Raw genomic sequence first — 17,385 nt, 5'->3', positions numbered from 1 at the left:
TTGACGAAAACAAACGAAATGTGTTACATTATTTAAGTCGCCGCCGAAACTTGGTTGAGACGAAAAAGAAGTAAAACAAATCGTGTTTGATCTTTGAAAACTGAACAACGAGTGAGTAAACATTCTGCTTGCAGAATGAACGCGAAAGTTTGAGACAAGCCTTGGCTTGGATCGACTGGAGCACAAATGAGATTTTTAATCTCGTCAGATTCAAAATGAGCTTATCGCTCTTTTCAATACTTTATTGGAGAGTTTGATCCTGGCTCAGGACGAACGCTGGCGGCATGCCTAATACATGCAAGTCGAGCGGAGTTGATAGGAAGCTTGCTTCCTTGATACTTAGCGGCGGACGGGTGAGTAACACGTAGGCAACCTGCCCTCAAGTTTGGGACAACTACCGGAAACGGTAGCTAATACCGAATAATTGTTTTCTTCGCCTGAAGGAAACTGGAAAGACGGAGCAATCTGTCACTTGGGGATGGGCCTGCGGCGCATTAGCTAGTTGGTGGGGTAACGGCTCACCAAGGCGACGATGCGTAGCCGACCTGAGAGGGTGATCGGCCACACTGGGACTGAGACACGGCCCAGACTCCTACGGGAGGCAGCAGTAGGGAATCTTCCGCAATGGGCGAAAGCCTGACGGAGCAATGCCGCGTGAGTGATGAAGGTTTTCGGATCGTAAAGCTCTGTTGCCAGGGAAGAACGCTTGGGAGAGTAACTGCTCTCAAGGTGACGGTACCTGAGAAGAAAGCCCCGGCTAACTACGTGCCAGCAGCCGCGGTAATACGTAGGGGGCAAGCGTTGTCCGGAATTATTGGGCGTAAAGCGCGCGCAGGCGGTCATTTAAGTCTGGTGTTTAATCCCGGGGCTCAACCCCGGATCGCACTGGAAACTGGGTGACTTGAGTGCAGAAGAGGAGAGTGGAATTCCACGTGTAGCGGTGAAATGCGTAGATATGTGGAGGAACACCAGTGGCGAAGGCGACTCTCTGGGCTGTAACTGACGCTGAGGCGCGAAAGCGTGGGGAGCAAACAGGATTAGATACCCTGGTAGTCCACGCCGTAAACGATGAGTGCTAGGTGTTAGGGGTTTCGATACCCTTGGTGCCGAAGTTAACACATTAAGCACTCCGCCTGGGGAGTACGGTCGCAAGACTGAAACTCAAAGGAATTGACGGGGACCCGCACAAGCAGTGGAGTATGTGGTTTAATTCGAAGCAACGCGAAGAACCTTACCAGGTCTTGACATCTGAATGACCGGTGCAGAGATGTACCTTTTCTTCGGAACATTCAAGACAGGTGGTGCATGGTTGTCGTCAGCTCGTGTCGTGAGATGTTGGGTTAAGTCCCGCAACGAGCGCAACCCTTATATTTAGTTGCCAGCACTTCGGGTGGGCACTCTAGATAGACTGCCGGTGACAAACCGGAGGAAGGTGGGGATGACGTCAAATCATCATGCCCCTTATGACCTGGGCTACACACGTACTACAATGGCCGGTACAACGGGCTGCGAAATCGCGAGATGGAGCCAATCCCAACAAAGCCGGTCTCAGTTCGGATTGCAGGCTGCAACTCGCCTGCATGAAGTCGGAATTGCTAGTAATCGCGGATCAGCATGCCGCGGTGAATACGTTCCCGGGTCTTGTACACACCGCCCGTCACACCACGAGAGTTTATAACACCCGAAGTCGGTGGGGTAACCGCAAGGAGCCAGCCGCCGAAGGTGGGATAGATGATTGGGGTGAAGTCGTAACAAGGTAGCCGTATCGGAAGGTGCGGCTGGATCACCTCCTTTCTATGGAGAATCGTTTCCCGAGTGGAAACATTCAAATACGCAGCTTAGCTGCAAAACACTCACTCGTTGCTCAGTTTTGAGAGCTCAAACTCTCAAACAGCTTGCTTTTGCATGGAGCTTGTTCTTTGAAAACTAGATATCGAAACGAAACAAACGCGAATTAGAACATTCCTTTTTAGCTGAACTTGTGCAAACAAGTTTCAATAAAAACGGTAGTTAAATTGCTTTTGTGATGGTATTGAATGGGAGTGACTTTTGGCTTTGCGTAAGCAAACCAAGGGAAGCGAGCAGTCAAAACCGGAGCAAATTGGTTAAGCTACTAAGAGCACACGGAGGATGCCTAGGCGCTAGGAGCCGATGAAGGACGTGGCGAACAACGAAACTGCCTCGGGGAGCTGTAAGCAAGCTTTGATCCGGGGGTGTCCGAATGGGGAAACCCAGCTGGGGTAATTTCCAGTTACTCACAACTGAATACATAGGTTGTGCAGAGGCATACCAGGGGAACTGAAACATCTAAGTACCCTGAGGAAGAGAAAACAATAGTGATTCCGTCAGTAGCGGCGAGCGAACGCGGAGAAGCCCAAACCAGAGAGCTTGCTCTTTGGGGTTGTGGGACGTCTCACATGGAGTTACAAAGGAACCGGTTAAGCGAAGAGGTCTGGAAAGGCCCGCCAAAGAAGGTAAAAGCCCTGTAGTTGAAAGTCTGTTCCCTCCGAGACGGATCCCGAGTAGTGCGGGGCACGTGAAACCCCGTATGAATCCGGCAGGACCATCTGCCAAGGCTAAATACTTCCTAGCGACCGATAGTGAAGCAGTACCGTGAGGGAAAGGTGAAAAGCACCCCGGAAGGGGAGTGAAATAGAACCTGAAACCGTGTGCTTACAAAAAGTCAGAGCCCGTTTTAGGGGTGATGGCGTGCCTTTTGTAGAATGAACCGGCGAGTTACGTTCCCGTGCAAGGTTAAGGTGAAGAGCCGGAGCCGCAGCGAAAGCGAGTCTGAATAGGGCGACTTAGTACGTGGACGTAGACCCGAAACCGGGTGATCTACCCCTGTCCAGGGTGAAGGTGCGGTAACACGCACTGGAGGCCCGAACCCACGCATGTTGAAAAATGCGGGGATGAGGTGGGGGTAGCGGAGAAATTCCAATCGAACTCGGAGATAGCTGGTTCTCCCCGAAATAGCTTTAGGGCTAGCCTCGGAAAACAGAGTCGTGGAGGTAGAGCACTGATTGGGTGCGGGGCCCGCAAGGGTTACCAAGCTCAGTCAAACTCCGAATGCCATAGACTTACTTCCGGGAGTCAGACAGTGAGTGCTAAGATCCATTGTCAAAAGGGAAACAGCCCAGACCATCAGCTAAGGTCCCCAAGTGTGTGTTAAGTGGGAAAGGATGTGGAGTTGCACAGACAACCAGGATGTTGGCTTAGAAGCAGCCATCATTGAAAGAGTGCGTAATAGCTCACTGGTCGAGTGACTCTGCGCCGAAAATGTAACGGGGCTAAACACACCACCGAAGCTATGGCTTGATGCTTTGCATCAGGGGTAGGGGAGCGTTGTATAAGGGTTGAAGGTGTACCGTAAGGAGCGCTGGACATTATACAAGTGAGAATGCCGGTATGAGTAACGAAAAGATCAGTGAGAATCTGATCCGCCGAAAGCCTAAGGGTTCCTGAGGAAGGCTCGTCCGCTCAGGGTAAGTCGGGACCTAAGGCGAGGCCGAAAGGCGTAGTCGAAGGACAACAGGTCGAAATTCCTGTACCACCGTAAGCCGTTATGAGCAATGGGGGGACGCAGTAGGGTAGTGACGCGGACTGATGGATGTCCGTCTAAGCAGTGAGGCTGATGTGTAGGCAAATCCGCACATTGTAAGGCTGAGCTGTGATGGGGAGCGAAAATTGTAGTAGCGAAGGTCATGATCTCACACTGCCAAGAAAAGCCTCTAGCCAGGTGATGGTGCCCGTACCGCAAACCGACACAGGTAGGCGAGAAGAGTATTCTAAGGCGCGCGGAAGAACTCTCGTTAAGGAACTCGGCAAAATGACCCCGTAACTTCGGGAGAAGGGGTGCCCCGGTAGTGTGAATAGCACGAGGGGGCCGCAGTGAAAAGGCCCAAGCGACTGTTTAGCAAAAACACAGGTCTGTGCGAAGCCGTAAGGCGAAGTATACGGGCTGACGCCTGCCCGGTGCTGGAAGGTTAAGGGGAGTGGTTAGGGAGTAATCCCGAAGCTGTGAACCGAAGCCCCAGTAAACGGCGGCCGTAACTATAACGGTCCTAAGGTAGCGAAATTCCTTGTCAGGTAAATTCTGACCCGCACGAATGGCGTAACGACTTGGGCGCTGTCTCAACGAGAGATCCGGTGAAATTTTAATACCTGTGAAGATGCAGGTTACCCGCGACAAGACGGAAAGACCCCATGGAGCTTTACTGCAGCTTGATATTGAATTTGGGTACGATCTGTACAGGATAGGTGGGAGCCTTTGAAGTGTGAGCGCCAGCTTGCATGGAGGCAACGTTGGGATACCACCCTGATCGTATCTAGGTTCTAACCTGGTACCGTAATCCGGTGCGGGGACAGTGTCAGGTGGGCAGTTTGACTGGGGCGGTCGCCTCCTAAAGAGTAACGGAGGCGCCCAAAGGTTCCCTCAGAATGGTTGGAAATCATTCGAAGAGTGCAAAGGCATAAGGGAGCTTGACTGCGAGACCTACAAGTCGAGCAGGGACGAAAGTCGGGCTTAGTGATCCGGTGGTACCGCATGGAAGGGCCATCGCTCAACGGATAAAAGCTACCCTGGGGATAACAGGCTTATCTCCCCCAAGAGTCCACATCGACGGGGAGGTTTGGCACCTCGATGTCGGCTCATCGCATCCTGGGGCTGAAGTAGGTCCCAAGGGTTGGGCTGTTCGCCCATTAAAGCGGTACGCGAGCTGGGTTCAGAACGTCGTGAGACAGTTCGGTCCCTATCTGTCGTGGGCGTAGGAAATTTGAGAGGAGCTGTCCTTAGTACGAGAGGACCGGGATGGACGTACCGCTGGTGTACCAGTTGTTCCGCCAGGAGCACCGCTGGGTAGCTATGTACGGACGGGATAAACGCTGAAAGCATCTAAGCGTGAAGCCCCCCTCAAGATGAGATTTCCCAGTATGTAAGACCCCTTGAAGACGACGAGGTAGATAGGCTGGGGGTGGAAGTGCAGCAATGCATGGAGCTGACCAGTACTAATCGGTCGAGGGCTTATCCAATAGCAAGTTCTAAATCGCATGTTTCGTTTCGAATCTAGTTTTCAGAGAACGATCTCTGAAGCATATTCCCTGATAGCTCAGTTGGTAGAGCACTCGACTGTTAATCGAGTTGTCACAGGTTCGAGCCCTGTTCGGGGAGCCATATGGAGAGGTGTCCGAGCTGGCCGAAGGAGCACGATTGGAAATCGTGTAGGCGTCACAAGCGTCTCGAGGGTTCGAATCCCTCTCTCTCCGCCATAATATTAAGGCCCGTTGGTCAAGGGGTTAAGACACCTCCCTTTCACGGAGGTAACAGGGGTTCGAATCCCCTACGGGTCATAATAACTTCAAAAAAAGAAGTTGATTTTTACAACAAGATTATGATATGATCATAAATGTGTTGTTCGGAGGCTTAGCTCAGCTGGGAGAGCATCTGCCTTACAAGCAGAGGGTCGGGGGTTCGATCCCCTCAGCCTCCACCATATAAACTTTATAACGACGCGGGGTGGAGCAGCCCGGTAGCTCGTCGGGCTCATAACCCGAAGGCCGCAGGTTCAAATCCTGCCCCCGCAATTATACTTTCCTTTGAGAAAGTGATCTGGAACCGTGGTGTAGTTGGCCTAACATGCCTGCCTGTCACGCAGGAGATCGCGGGTTCGAATCCCGTCGGTTCCGCCATTTAATCTTTACATGAGGCAAACTGTTCACTACATCTGCTGTATGGCACTGATGCCCTATATAAAGTGTAAGGAATTAAGATTAGACTTTATTATGGCTCGGTAGCTCAGTCGGTAGAGCAGAGGACTGAAAATCCTCGTGTCGGCGGTTCGATTCCGTCCCGAGCCACCATTTTAAAACAATTTAATATGCCGGTGTAGCTCAACTGGTAGAGCAACTGACTTGTAATCAGTAGGTTGGGGGTTCAAGTCCTCTCGCCGGCACCATGTAATCCTGGAGGATTAGCGAAGTGGCCAAACGCATCAGACTGTAAATCTGCTCCCGTACGGGTTCGGTGGTTCGAATCCATCATCCTCCACCAGTTTTTAGGGGCATAGTTTAAAGGTAGAACAACGGTCTCCAAAACCGTTGGTGTGGGTTCAATTCCTGCTGCCCCTGCCAATTAACTTTTTAGAAAATAACCTTTTGTGGCGATCGTGGCGAAGTGGTTAACGCACCGGTTTGTGGATCCGGCATTCGGGGGTTCAATTCCCCTCGATCGCCCCTTTGTTTTTTTATTTTTTATTGGGGATTAGCCAAGCGGTAAGGCAACGGACTTTGACTCCGTCATGCATAGGTTCAAATCCTATATCCCCAGCCATTATGCGGACGTGGCTCAGCGGTAGAGCATCGCCTTGCCAAGGCGAGGGTCGCGGGTTCGATTCCCGTCGTCCGCTCCAAAATATGGCGCCATAGCCAAGTGGTAAGGCACAGCTCTGCAAAAGCTTTATCCCCAGTTCGAATCTGGGTGGCGCCTCCAGCATATGCCGGCGTGGCGGAATGGCAGACGCGCTCGACTCAAAATCGAGTGGGAAACCGTGGAGGTTCGAGTCCTCTCGCCGGTATATTGAATAGTCCTACATGTTGCTTATGCAATGTGTAGGACTATTTTTATTTTATATAAATTGCTTTTTTGTATTGTAAGGATAGTTGGACGTTAATAAAGATTGACGTATGATTATATTCAGTATATTGTAGATAAGTAAAGTCTTTAATATAAAGGAGTGAAGTAGAGTGACTAATGGAAAAAATGTATCGGATACCGATCTGTTATTTGATCTTTCTGTATGGGAAGAGGCATGGAAGAATCGTCCGAGAAATTCAAAATATAAGAAGAATAGTACCCCCGTTAATACAGAAGAAGCATTTGAGCGCTGGGCCAGGGATTATCATAAACAGTCGTTCACTGAAGAAGGAAAGCAGCGTTCTGAGCGCATTATGGGCTGGATTGAGAATCAGGGTGTGGAATTCGCAGGGTTATCCATTTTGGACATTGGAGCCGCTTCGGGCATATTTACCATCCCTTTTGCGGAGAAGGGTGCAAGTGTGACTGCAGTTGAGCCTTCTGAGTTGCTTATTTCCCTTATGAAAGAGACGATACCTCCAGCTCTTGAATCCAATATCGAAATCGTAAATGAACGATATGAAGAAATCTCTATCAAGGATAAGGGTTGGGAGAAGAAATATGACTTTGCATTTGCATCCATGTGTCCAGCGATGTCGGATTGGGAAACGATTGAGCAGGCGATCAATTGTGCCCGGAAGTATGTGTATATAAGTACTATGGCGGGACAGAAGGAACACACACTAATGGATGAACTTAAGGATGTACTGGGAGTAACTTCTTCATACAAGGCCGGTGATATGGGGTATATCCAACAGTTGCTTTATTTGAAGGGGTATTCTTATACGATGATCATTACGAGAGAAGTTAACTCATTTGAAGTACCGGTGGAAGAGATTATCGAGAAGCTGCCAGAATGGCTTAATACGTATGAGTTACCATCGGATGAAAATTCCCTCAGATTGGCTGAGAAGTATATCCGAGATACATACAAGGATAGTACAGTGAGCTTCTCACGTGGAGGAAGATTTGGTAAAATTCTAATTCAACTTGAACAGCCCAATATGAAAACAGTTCGCACTAAGGATAAGTGATAAATCGTATAGGCTTGTTACGTATACAGGAGCAGGAATCGGGACGGGCGACTTAGTCTTACGTCTGAGATAACGCTAGAAAGCATTGCACCGCCACCACAAGAAGATGCACTTGTGAAACATATGAAGTTAAGATTATAGAAGTGAAATTGTAAGTGAAGGGAGCAGATATATGCTCCCTCTTTTTTTGAAGTGAATAATTAGTTGACTATACTAAACAAAATCCTCGGTTACTTGAAGATGTTAAGCTGCTTCATGAGACTGCATATGGGCTAAAGCCAACCTTAATTTAAACATCGAGACAACGAAAAGCAAAACACAGACCTAGTTTTCAGAGAATGATCTCTGAAGCATATTCCATGATATTTCAGTTGGTAGAGCACTCGACAATTAATCGAGTTGTCACAGGTCCGAGCCTTGTTCGGGGAACCATATGGAGAGGTGTCCGAAGGAGTACGACTTACAATCGTGCTCCTTTTTCTAATTTCTGTTCGACACTCCTGCTTTTTGCTTACGCTCCCGATACTGACCGGGGGTGATTCCTTCCCATTTACGGAATGATCGGATAAAGTTTTGCGGATTGTTGTACCGAAGTCGTGCTGCGATATCTTTAACGGTTAGATCACTTTCGTCCAGCCATTTTTTAGCGATATTAAATCGGTACTTGGTCAGATATTCACTAAATGCACAGCCTGTCTCTTTGCGGAAGACACTACTTAAGTAGTTAGCATTGTAGTGAAGCTTCAAGGCGCATTCCTCAAGCGTCAGATCCTTATCATAATCTTGATTAATCATGGCAATCATCTTCTCAGATATATGCTGATACTGGGCATACTGTCTTGCTTTAAAAACCTGGATGATGGGAAAGATGACTTGATGTTTAAACCAACTCTCCACTTCAGCGGCGTACTGCAAGCCATGAAGTTCATGAAACATCGAGCCACGACCTTGGGAGATCTGTCCGAGTCGTATTCCGGATTCCTGAGTCATTTGCAAAATATGCGTGAGCAGCCTCGTAAGAGCCACCTCATACTCCTCGGGTGTAACCTCCATACCAAAGATTACTTCAAGCAGTTGTTGCAGAAGAGCAGAGGCCTGAACTTCGTCCGCACTTTGAATAGCTTGGATCAACGAATACTCCAATGATTCCGGGTAGGTCATGGACCAAGTGGGAGCGTAATGATCTATGTTCTCATATTGAAAAATAATGCCTGTTCCCAGCTTCATCCGATGCCTCAGTGCTTCCATGGCTTCTGTGTAAGCTTGAGGGATGTGATCTAGAGAGCTGTGCGGCTGGCTGAATCCTATACTGACTTGTAGAGCCAGAATCTTATCCATCTGTTGTTGTAACTGGTCTGTTAATACATATAGCTGCTGTGAAAAAATAAAATGATCCTGTTCCACGGTGCCAATCACCGTGACTACCGTATGTTCCAGCACAATGGGAAGCAACTGTTGGTTATACACAACCGTTTCCTCCAATATATTTTGAATAGCGAATAATAAGAGGTCACGATCACTAGCACTATATTTTGTATGATTAACGAGATCGGCCTGTAGTGTAATAACAGCAATTTGTTGCCATTCCCGAACCTGATGTGTGTAGCCATATTCATTCAGGGTGTCATGGAGAGTATGAACAGGGATCTTATCCTGGAACAGATTCATCATAAAATAATTGCGAACCTGCAACAGATGCATATTAAGTGTGTTCTCTAATTGGGAGCGAGAGGCAGATAATTGTGAGACCCCTGCTCTAATCTGTTCGAACTCATCAGAAAATGGTGGTGATTGTTGAGCCACTGTGTTTCCTTCTCTGGACAGGTGGTTGTCACCAAGTTGGGTTAAAAGTTTACGAATCGGGACATGCATTCGCTTGGAGCCGAGCCAGGCGAGTAGTAATGAAAGTAAAAGTAAGAAGATACTGATATACAAGGTGTGTAATCCGATATTGATATATTCTTGTGTCAGAATATTGGTAGGTGAGATTAGAACGTAAGTCCATCCTTTTAAGGTAGAAGGGCTATACGTCAGGGAGTAATGTGTATCGTCGATCTTAACTTCTCGGTTTTTAAAACCTGTTGAAAATGTAATGGATGATAGTTTGGTTATGTTGGCTTCCGTATCCCGATCCTGTAATCCAATGGCAGACAACGGTTGTCCAATATATACGGGATCGGGATGCACCATGATACGTTGTTCCCGATTTAAAATGATCAGTCCTGAGGCAGCATTGCCTAAGGAGGCTTCACCTAGCGTATTTTGCAAAGAGCATGCAGGAATTCCGGCAATCAAGGCAGCATCGGAAGACGTATTCAGATTCGGAATAGACCTTGCAAGGGCAATATGATAGATACAGCCTGTACCGGGTGAACGCTCATCATTACTGAACACCGATGAAGGGGAGAGCTGCCATCCAGAGGTCAGCGTGTCCGATATCAATTCCTTCATGGGAAGAGCCAGTGGAAAATCCGTATTACGATATAATCCGGCATGATCAATAAGCCAATTCTGAGATTGATTCACCAGGGTAATATCCAGCAAAGGTTCCCATGACCTCATATTCTGAAATTCGCTCTGCAACTTGTCGGCAAGTAAAGGTCCGTTCCCTTCTAGTGAAGAAGCAGCAGACAGGGAACGAAGGGTTACTGGAGAGCGAACGGCCTGATCAAGCATATAACTGACTGTGGCGAGTTTGTGCTCTACGTTGGATTGCATTTGTTCCAGCAACTGTCTATTGGCCTGTGTACGATGCAGCTCAGTTTGGTTTGATGAATAGATAAATGCGGCAATTCCCGTTAACAAAATCGGCAGGGTGCTTAACAGGATTCCGAAGATGATCATTTTATGGAGATAGCTGATTGGTCGCACAGTTTCAGTTCCACCCCTGACATTAGAAATAGTAACACTTTCTATTTTAGTAAACGCTTACATATAGAACAATCTAAATTTTGTTTATTTGGATAAAAAAGTAATTTTATTTGAGCAAAAGAGATTGGCACTGGATTATTGATATGTACTCCTTTTGTAATGAAAACCTGGGATACAACTTCGATGGATTGTCGAATACGGAATAAGGGGAAACGAAAGTGAAGGGGAAACGTAAATAGAGACATGGACATCATTCTTGCTACCCGGTGATATCGGGTGAAGTAGAGCCTGAATACGGGGAATAGAAGGGATCTGGAGTGCTATTCAGCTTAGGTGGAACGTTGGTCTTATATAGGGACAGTCAAAGGTCCAACTAGATCCCCGACCTGAGTCTAGGATGAAAAACCGTCCACGGTCTGTTTTGAAAAGTCGCGGAATCCCCTAGAATAAGGACATAAGGTTAAACAAGAAACACAGAAGCAAAAAACAAGAAACAAACGAACAAATGACTCAACACATTAAAACGAACGAATGGAAGGGCGGTGAACAATAATTATGAGATTGAATAAGGGAAATGGCTGGGCGATTGTATTGATTGCGCTGGGAGCACTACTCCTCTTCGGAAAGTTAACTCCACTTCTTGGACACTTAATGGGTTATCTGATTCCGGTCCTGATGATTGCACTGGGATATTACGGAGTTAAACGTGGGAATGTGATGCTTGGCTGGATTGTTCTCATCATCGGTATCATCTCACTGATGGGTAAACTGGCATGGTTGATCGGACCGATCATCGCGATCGGGTTAATCATCTTTGGTATCTCAATGCTAAGCAATAACCGCAGTCGTCGTGGTCGGTACTAAGCTTTCACGATTATGAAAAGGAGGGACAGAACATAATGAGTGTATTTCGTCGAATGCGGGATATTACCGTAGCCAATCTGAACGAACATTTGGAGCAAAGTCAGGATCCAGTCAAACTGATTGATCAGTTCCTGGTCTCGACCCGCCAAGACATCGGTGAAGCCGAGAAACTTCGTCATCAATATGCAAGCCATACCAGACAAATGAAACAACAAGCCGATCAGGCAGCAGGTATGGTGAACAAACGGGAAGAGCAGGCTTCCATGGCTCTGAAAGCAGGGGAAGAACATCTCGCTAAGCTGGCCTTGCAGGAGAAAATCCTCCACGAGGAAAAAATGGAACAGTACAATGAATTGTATGCACAAAGTTATGCGGCATTACAGGAGCTGGATGAACAGATCGACCAGCTGAAGGTTGAATATCAGAATGTATACAGCAAACGCCAATATTACTACGCTCGTATGCAGACGATTCAGTTACAACAACGTATGAACCAGAGAGGCAACCACAACGGTCAGAATGTACCCCGTATGTTTAACCGACTGGATGATCAAGTCTCTGATCTCGAATATGAAGCACAAAGTCTCCGCGATATCCGGCGGATGAGCCAAGACGGTTCAGGAGTGACTGGCAGCATGTCATCCTCTACGCTGGATAAGGAACTGGAGCGCTTAAGACAGAAATTGAACAATGACAGAAAGGAGTAGTCACATGAGTAAATTATACCGCTCGGCGCGTAATCGAATGTTAACAGGTTTGATCGGCGGCATTTCTGAAAATCTCGGATTGAGTACCACGCTGCTACGTATCATCTTCTTCATCAGTATTTTCGCTACGGGTGGTACATCATTGTTGATCTACTTCATCGCTGCATTGGTCGTACCAAAGGAATCCAATCACGTTGATCCATATGCTTATGATTCCAACGTAAGAGGATATAAGTAAACGAAAGGAGCAAGCACATGAGCAAATTATACCGCTCAACGCGTGACCGGATGTTAACCGGCTTGTGCGGCGGAATATCCGAAACCATCGGAATGGATTCCACCCTGCTGCGTATCATCTTTGTTATCAGTATCTTCGTAACTGGCGGCACGTCGTTGTTAATATACTTTATTGCAGCACTGGTGGTACCAAAAGAACCGTATCCGCCTTATGATCCATATGGCTACGGTCCGGGCCCAGGCCCTGGTCCTGGCAGAGGATACAACAACTATGATCACCAGCCACCAAGAGGTCCTTTTCAAAATAATCACAACCAACAAGGTCCTGGTAACTTCGGTCCCGGCCCTGGATTCAACGGCAGACCCCAATCTGGTCCCCGTTCTTATGATAACAACGCCTACGGAGCAGGAGCACCGCAAGAAAGTGAACTTGATTCCATGATGAAAGATATCGAGAAAAAAGCACTGAAAAAAGAAGTTGAAGAGCTTCGCCAAAAATTATCTCGTTACGAGAAGGGAGAAAAGTAAAATGGGAGTATTTAAACGGATTAAGGATATGACGAAAGCATCGGTAAATGATATGTTGGATAAAGTTGAGGACCCGATTGTAATGTTGAACCAGTACTTGCGTGATATGGAGGCTGAGATTCATGAGGCAGAGGTAACTGTTGCCAAACAAATGGCAAATGAGCGTCGCATGAAACAACGTTTGGATGAAGCGGAGCGTACTTCGGTACAACGTGAGTCCCAAGCAGAAGCTGCTCTGTCTAACGGTCAGGAAGAAGTGGCACGCAAATTGTTGGAAGAGAAAATCTACTTTGATCAAAAAATTACGGAGTACAGCGAACTGCATGCACAATCCGAAGCACAAGCAAAAGATCTGTTGCAACAGTTGCATGATATGAAAGATGAGTTCTACAAAATGCGTAACAAACGTAATGAACTTGTATCCCGTGCACAAATGGCAAAAGCCAAAAAACAAATGTCTTCCATCAACAGCTTGCATTCGATCGAAAGTGGCGGCGCATCACTTGGATTCCACCGCATGGAAGAGAAAATCATGCAGCTGGAAGCTGAAGCTGACGTAGCTCGTGCACCTTATCGCAACACATCATCCACGTACACGAATCCTGTAGATGTGGAAAAACAGTTCAAAGTGGATCAGCAATTACAAGCCCTCAAAAATAAAATGGGCAATGGTTCCAAGAATGAAGCGGACGGAACTTCAAAAGAATAACTGTTCGCTTAGTGGACAATATGATATTCTATAAATCGTGTATAATGTACGGTTGGTAGAACAAAAGTTAAGCCATACAGGACTTCATTGCCTGGTATGGCTTTTCCGTTGAATAAAGAGAGATTAACTTACAGAGGAGGTGCGGCTGGGATGAATCAAAAGAGTAAATGGCTTGCAGTTGTCATTATGATTATTGGCACAATGATGTTATTGAATGACAATATTAACTTCCTGACCGCTGCCGCACTGATTCTGTTAACGGTTGGAATGCTTCAAGTCCGCAATGGCGATACCCGCAAAGGTCATCGGTATCTCGGCATTGGTGCGGCACTGTTATTGCTGGATAATTTAATGATTGTATTTTTGATTGTACTTGCTTCTTTAGCTTACTTTTATTCGAAAAACAAAAAGATTCATCTAGACGAAGGCGTTATGAAGAAACAGAATTTCATGGCTCGTTACTACTGGGATCAATCATCCTGGACGTTACGTAGTATGAGTCTGTGGCATGCCATAGGTGAGGTTAACGCAGATCTATCTCTTTCGATTCCGGAGGAGAAACAAACAATTGTGCTGCTGCAAGGAGTTATGGGTAATGTTCGCCTCACACTACCAGAAGATTATGGTGTGGAGATTGAAGCATCGGTTCTTTTCGGCCGGATTAATCTTCTTGGAGAACAAGATAGCGGCATGATGAACAAATTAGTATGGAGAACGCCTGGATATGAATCCAGTGAACATAAAGCAAAATTTGTCATTTCTTATATTGTTGGCGACCTAAACATCAGTAATCCGTAGTAAAATAGATGAAGAGAAGGAGGAGACCCCGATGAAGACAAAACGACATACCGACATGGTAACCCGAAGTATGGGTGAAGGGATCCTCCTGGTTTTCATTGTGCTTGCTGTTATTTTGTATGTATTGTATACATATGGTTATCTTGCTCCGTTTACAGGCTGGCGGCATCTGATTCAATCGGGTCTGGCCTTATTGCTGCTTCTGATTGGGATTGGTGCGGTCTTTGGGTTCTATCAGAGTTACCGGGTTAAACGTCGGCTCGAGCTGCTTCGAGAAACACTTCTACTGTGGGAGAAGGGCTCTCTATCACGCACTGTACCTGATCTAGGCGATGATGATGTGGGCCGTTTAAGTGAGCAACTCGGACGAATCGGCAAAAAGTGGGAAGATCAGGTATCTTCGCTCCAGCGATTGTCTACTCATAATGCACAGCTTGCTGAACAATCCAGAATTACGGCTATTGTGGAAGAGCGGCAGCGTTTGGCACGGGAACTGCATGATGCGGTATCGCAGCAATTGTTCGCGATATCCATGACAGCAACAGCCGTTGGACGGAAGATGGAAAAAGATTTTGAACGTGCTCAGCGGCAGGTGGCTTTGATTGAGGAGATGGCTTCGGTAGCCCAGTCCGAGATGCGTGCGTTACTGTTACATCTGCGGCCAGTCTATCTGGAGGGTAAACATCTCGAACAAGGTCTGCGTGATCTGGTGATGGAACTGAAAACAAAAGTACCCATGGACATTGTGCTCGAAATGGACGAAGACATTGATCTGATCAAAGGCATCGAGAATCATCTGTTCCGGATCGTTCAGGAGGCTATGTCTAATACGTTACGGCATGCAAAAGCGGAAAAAATGGAGATACGGATCCAGCGCCGTACTGATGCGATTCGGGTATTGATTCGTGATGATGGGCAAGGCTTCGATCTGGATGAGAATAAACAGGCTTCCTACGGTCTGGCTAACATGCGTGAACGTGTTACGGAGATTGGTGGAGCCATACATTTTGTAACAGCGCCTGGTAAGGGAACGCGGATTGAGATTACGATACCTTTGATGAACGATGAAAGCGAGGAAGAACATGTCAATGGAACCGGAAGTCGAAACGGAGACGGAAACGTCGATCAAAGTATTGCTCGTGGATGATCATGAGATGGTACGTATTGGTCTTGCAGCGGTACTGGATACCGAAGATGGAATTGAAGTTGTTGGTGAAGCAGGTAGTGGAGAGGAAGGCATTCGGCTCGCACAGGAATATAAGCCTGATGTTGTTCTGATGGACCTGGTTATGGAAGGCATGGATGGCATTGAGGCTACTCGTCAGGTACTTAAAATGTATCCGGAGTGCAAAGTCATTGTATTGACCAGTTACCTGGATGATGAAAAAATGTATCCTGTCATTGAAGCAGGCGCATTCAGTTATCTGTTGAAAACATCAAGAGCCAATGAAGTGGCAGATGCGATTCGCGCAGCCGCTCGCGGACAATCCGTTCTGGAGTCACAGGTGGCTTCGAAAATGATGAATCGGTTCCGGCAGCCACAGGCAGCAGCTCCTTTGCATGATGAGTTGACAGACCGTGAAATGGATGTGCTCCGGTTGCTCGCCAAAGGTAAATCGAATCAGGACATCGCTGATGATCTGATCATTGGTATTAAGACGGTAAAATTCCATGTTACCAACCTACTGGCAAAATTGGGCGTAGACGACCGTACACAGGCCGCGATCTATGCTTATAAAAATGGACTTGCGGAGTAATAACAAGAACTATATGCAATAACATCATTATGCCAAAGAACCGTGCATTAATGTGCGGAAGTTATAGATAAGAGATGATTATATGAATTGAACTAAAGATTTACACAAAACGGAGAGGACAGAAAGAACCTGAAGAAGCGAAGCTAAAAGCTTTCTGAAAGAAAGCTACTTCGGAAGCATAAACTTCGCCTTTATCCCCAGATTTTCACCTTGAAAAAGGGAATTAAAAAAATCTGGGGATAACAGCGATCGGAAGGTTGTTCTGTCAGCGGAGTGCGAGTGTAGATATTGATTAGTTCAATTTATCTAGAAAAGGATGAATGGAAAGCTCTGATCTGCCATACAAGTGGCGGGTGGGGCTTTTTTGCTGTGTTCAGAAGAAGTATAGCTAATGTGGGAAAGGGGCATGCTGTTGATAGATTCATAGAATGCAAGAAAGAGCGGGGGATTCGAATGTTAAATCGTTGGATAACAGCAGGTATATTGGCAATAGCAATCATTATTCTTATCGGTGTGACACAGGTATACGCAGAGAAAAACGAACCCAAAGCAGCCCAACTGGAACAGTTAATCGATACTGCTGACAGCATGATTGATAATGTTGATCGTCTGGTTATTAAATGGCAAGGAGAAGGCAAGGGAGATGCACAAGCGCAGGCCGTGTTACTGGCAAGTCACTTGGGGCTTGAACCACCTGTGCGGGTACGCCAGACGGGCCATGATGTGTATCGCAGTGAGATGGTTGTCAATGAGGCTACTGGAGCAGCAGGGATGTTGGTTAATGTCGTCGAGACAGGAGATAACGGCTACTACGCCATCGTACAACTTTCAGGGGATGCCCACACGGATCGGAAGGCATTAATGACAGTACATGAACAGATCGGCCAACTGCTTGTAGATTCAGGCATGAAGGCAACCTGGAATATGTCTGTGCAAGGTACAGCAGGTACTGCTACTGAACATGATGCGAGTCAGCAATTGGAACTGATCGAAGAACAGCTGTCCACAAAGGTGGATATCACCTCCGTCGAACGTTATACAGATGCAGGCACTGCAAGTGTCTCTTATAAGGCGGCTGAGCTGCCATTGTCGATCAAGAGTGGCTCGCATATGTTGAATATGCAACTCGCAGTTCACCAAGTTGGGGAAGAGGTCGATAATCGAATTACAGTGGGGTTTCCGGTGATTACGATTGAATATTAAGGGATGAATTTTTCATGAATTGGGACCCAATATTGAGAATCTTTAT

The 17,385-nt window shown here is 46.9% G+C and carries 11 protein-coding genes, 15 tRNA genes and 2 rRNA genes; 27 read left to right on the top strand and 1 reads right to left on the bottom strand.

Annotation, left to right across the window (positions count from 1 at the left end; all coding sequences use genetic code 11):
• The first annotated feature begins 241 nt into the window (after positions 1–241).
• The 18 genes from MHB43_RS27375 (at position 242) to MHB43_RS27290 (ending at position 7,665) form a co-directional block, all read left to right on the top strand.
• Positions 242–1,794 (top strand): 16S ribosomal RNA (locus tag MHB43_RS27375).
• A 309-nt stretch (positions 1,795–2,103) separates the two neighbouring features.
• Positions 2,104–5,031: ribosomal RNA gene (locus tag MHB43_RS27370) — 23S ribosomal RNA — on the top strand.
• The 16S and 23S rRNA genes sit together here with 15 tRNA genes alongside, the layout of an rRNA operon.
• A gap of 66 nt (positions 5,032–5,097) precedes the next feature.
• Positions 5,098–5,173, top strand: a tRNA-Asn gene (locus MHB43_RS27365).
• 3 nt (positions 5,174–5,176) lie between these two features.
• A tRNA-Ser gene (locus MHB43_RS27360) sits at positions 5,177–5,268 on the top strand.
• A gap of 9 nt (positions 5,269–5,277) precedes the next feature.
• A tRNA-Glu gene (locus MHB43_RS27355) sits at positions 5,278–5,349 on the top strand.
• A 67-nt stretch (positions 5,350–5,416) separates the two neighbouring features.
• Positions 5,417–5,492 (top strand) — tRNA-Val (locus tag MHB43_RS27350).
• A gap of 17 nt (positions 5,493–5,509) precedes the next feature.
• Positions 5,510–5,583 (top strand) — tRNA-Met (locus MHB43_RS27345).
• Between the two features lie 27 nt (positions 5,584–5,610).
• Positions 5,611–5,688, top strand: a tRNA-Asp gene (locus tag MHB43_RS27340).
• A gap of 95 nt (positions 5,689–5,783) precedes the next feature.
• Positions 5,784–5,859: transfer RNA gene (locus tag MHB43_RS27335), tRNA-Phe, on the top strand.
• A 19-nt stretch (positions 5,860–5,878) separates the two neighbouring features.
• Positions 5,879–5,954: transfer RNA gene (locus MHB43_RS27330), tRNA-Thr, on the top strand.
• A gap of 9 nt (positions 5,955–5,963) precedes the next feature.
• Positions 5,964–6,049 (top strand) — tRNA-Tyr (locus MHB43_RS27325).
• A gap of 6 nt (positions 6,050–6,055) precedes the next feature.
• A tRNA-Trp gene (locus MHB43_RS27320) sits at positions 6,056–6,129 on the top strand.
• A 29-nt stretch (positions 6,130–6,158) separates the two neighbouring features.
• Positions 6,159–6,231 (top strand) — tRNA-His (locus MHB43_RS27315).
• 22 nt (positions 6,232–6,253) lie between these two features.
• Positions 6,254–6,328, top strand: a tRNA-Gln gene (locus MHB43_RS27310).
• Positions 6,329–6,332: 4 nt separating this feature from the next.
• A tRNA-Gly gene (locus MHB43_RS27305) sits at positions 6,333–6,407 on the top strand.
• A 6-nt stretch (positions 6,408–6,413) separates the two neighbouring features.
• Positions 6,414–6,487 (top strand) — tRNA-Cys (locus tag MHB43_RS27300).
• A gap of 6 nt (positions 6,488–6,493) precedes the next feature.
• Positions 6,494–6,572 (top strand) — tRNA-Leu (locus MHB43_RS27295).
• 169 nt (positions 6,573–6,741) lie between these two features.
• Positions 6,742–7,665: a methyltransferase domain-containing protein gene (locus MHB43_RS27290; RefSeq protein WP_405130829.1), complete on the top strand. Its 924-nt coding sequence runs from the start codon at positions 6,742–6,744 to the stop codon at positions 7,663–7,665.
• A gap of 480 nt (positions 7,666–8,145) precedes the next feature.
• On the opposite strand, the gene MHB43_RS27285 is transcribed toward MHB43_RS27290, so the two are convergent.
• Complete coding sequence (locus MHB43_RS27285) at positions 8,146–10,536, bottom strand: helix-turn-helix domain-containing protein (RefSeq protein WP_405130828.1); 2,391 nt, start codon at positions 10,534–10,536, stop codon at positions 8,146–8,148.
• Positions 10,537–11,091: 555 nt separating this feature from the next.
• Between MHB43_RS27285 and MHB43_RS27280 the strand changes: the two genes are divergently transcribed.
• From MHB43_RS27280 to MHB43_RS27240, 9 genes are all read left to right on the top strand, one after another.
• On the top strand, positions 11,092–11,400 hold the full coding sequence (locus MHB43_RS27280; RefSeq protein ID WP_017692311.1) for a LiaF transmembrane domain-containing protein: 309 nt from the start codon (positions 11,092–11,094) through the stop codon (positions 11,398–11,400).
• Positions 11,401–11,435: 35 nt separating this feature from the next.
• A complete protein-coding gene (locus MHB43_RS27275; protein ID WP_091037978.1) occupies positions 11,436–12,107 on the top strand; it encodes a PspA/IM30 family protein in 672 nt (223 codons plus the stop codon).
• Positions 12,108–12,111: 4 nt separating this feature from the next.
• Positions 12,112–12,345, top strand: a complete 234-nt coding sequence (locus MHB43_RS27270) for a PspC domain-containing protein (RefSeq protein WP_017692313.1) — start codon at positions 12,112–12,114, stop codon at positions 12,343–12,345.
• A 17-nt stretch (positions 12,346–12,362) separates the two neighbouring features.
• The gene (locus tag MHB43_RS27265; RefSeq protein ID WP_264935287.1) at positions 12,363–12,872 is read left to right on the top strand and encodes a PspC domain-containing protein; all 510 of its coding nucleotides are present in this window, start codon (positions 12,363–12,365) and stop codon (positions 12,870–12,872) included.
• A gap of 1 nt (position 12,873) precedes the next feature.
• A complete protein-coding gene (locus tag MHB43_RS27260; RefSeq protein WP_237178503.1) occupies positions 12,874–13,581 on the top strand; it encodes a PspA/IM30 family protein in 708 nt (235 codons plus the stop codon).
• Between the two features lie 150 nt (positions 13,582–13,731).
• Complete coding sequence (gene liaF / locus MHB43_RS27255) at positions 13,732–14,379, top strand: cell wall-active antibiotics response protein LiaF (protein ID WP_036605686.1); 648 nt, start codon at positions 13,732–13,734, stop codon at positions 14,377–14,379.
• A 31-nt stretch (positions 14,380–14,410) separates the two neighbouring features.
• Positions 14,411–15,526 (top strand): sensor histidine kinase, encoded by a 1,116-nt coding sequence (locus MHB43_RS27250; protein ID WP_237178504.1) that lies wholly within the window; start codon positions 14,411–14,413, stop codon positions 15,524–15,526.
• Complete coding sequence (locus MHB43_RS27245) at positions 15,468–16,136, top strand: response regulator transcription factor (protein ID WP_091020933.1); 669 nt, start codon at positions 15,468–15,470, stop codon at positions 16,134–16,136. Before MHB43_RS27250 ends, MHB43_RS27245 begins: the two co-directional genes overlap by 59 nt.
• A gap of 453 nt (positions 16,137–16,589) precedes the next feature.
• A complete protein-coding gene (locus tag MHB43_RS27240) occupies positions 16,590–17,339 on the top strand; it encodes a YwmB family TATA-box binding protein (RefSeq protein ID WP_405130827.1) in 750 nt (249 codons plus the stop codon).
• Positions 17,340–17,385: the final 46 nt, after the last annotated feature.

This window comes from Paenibacillus sp. FSL H8-0317 (genome assembly GCF_045040685.1).
Taxonomy (GTDB): Bacteria; Bacillota; Bacilli; order Paenibacillales; family Paenibacillaceae; genus Paenibacillus.
The sequence above is the reverse complement of the archived record's forward strand: the minus strand, read 5'-3'. Positions and strand labels throughout refer to the sequence as shown.

Coding starts and splice junctions, on each gene's coding strand:
- MHB43_RS27250 (WP_237178504.1), top strand. CDS start 14,411: ATGAAGACAAAACGACATACCGACATGGTAACCCGAAGTATGGGTGAA.
- MHB43_RS27245 (WP_091020933.1), top strand. CDS start 15,468: ATGGAACCGGAAGTCGAAACGGAGACGGAAACGTCGATCAAAGTATTG.
- MHB43_RS27260 (WP_237178503.1), top strand. CDS start 12,874: ATGGGAGTATTTAAACGGATTAAGGATATGACGAAAGCATCGGTAAAT.
- MHB43_RS27275 (WP_091037978.1), top strand. CDS start 11,436: ATGAGTGTATTTCGTCGAATGCGGGATATTACCGTAGCCAATCTGAAC.
- MHB43_RS27270 (WP_017692313.1), top strand. CDS start 12,112: ATGAGTAAATTATACCGCTCGGCGCGTAATCGAATGTTAACAGGTTTG.
- MHB43_RS27265 (WP_264935287.1), top strand. CDS start 12,363: ATGAGCAAATTATACCGCTCAACGCGTGACCGGATGTTAACCGGCTTG.
- MHB43_RS27280 (WP_017692311.1), top strand. CDS start 11,092: ATGAGATTGAATAAGGGAAATGGCTGGGCGATTGTATTGATTGCGCTG.
- MHB43_RS27240 (WP_405130827.1), top strand. CDS start 16,590: ATGTTAAATCGTTGGATAACAGCAGGTATATTGGCAATAGCAATCATT.
- liaF (WP_036605686.1), top strand. CDS start 13,732: ATGAATCAAAAGAGTAAATGGCTTGCAGTTGTCATTATGATTATTGGC.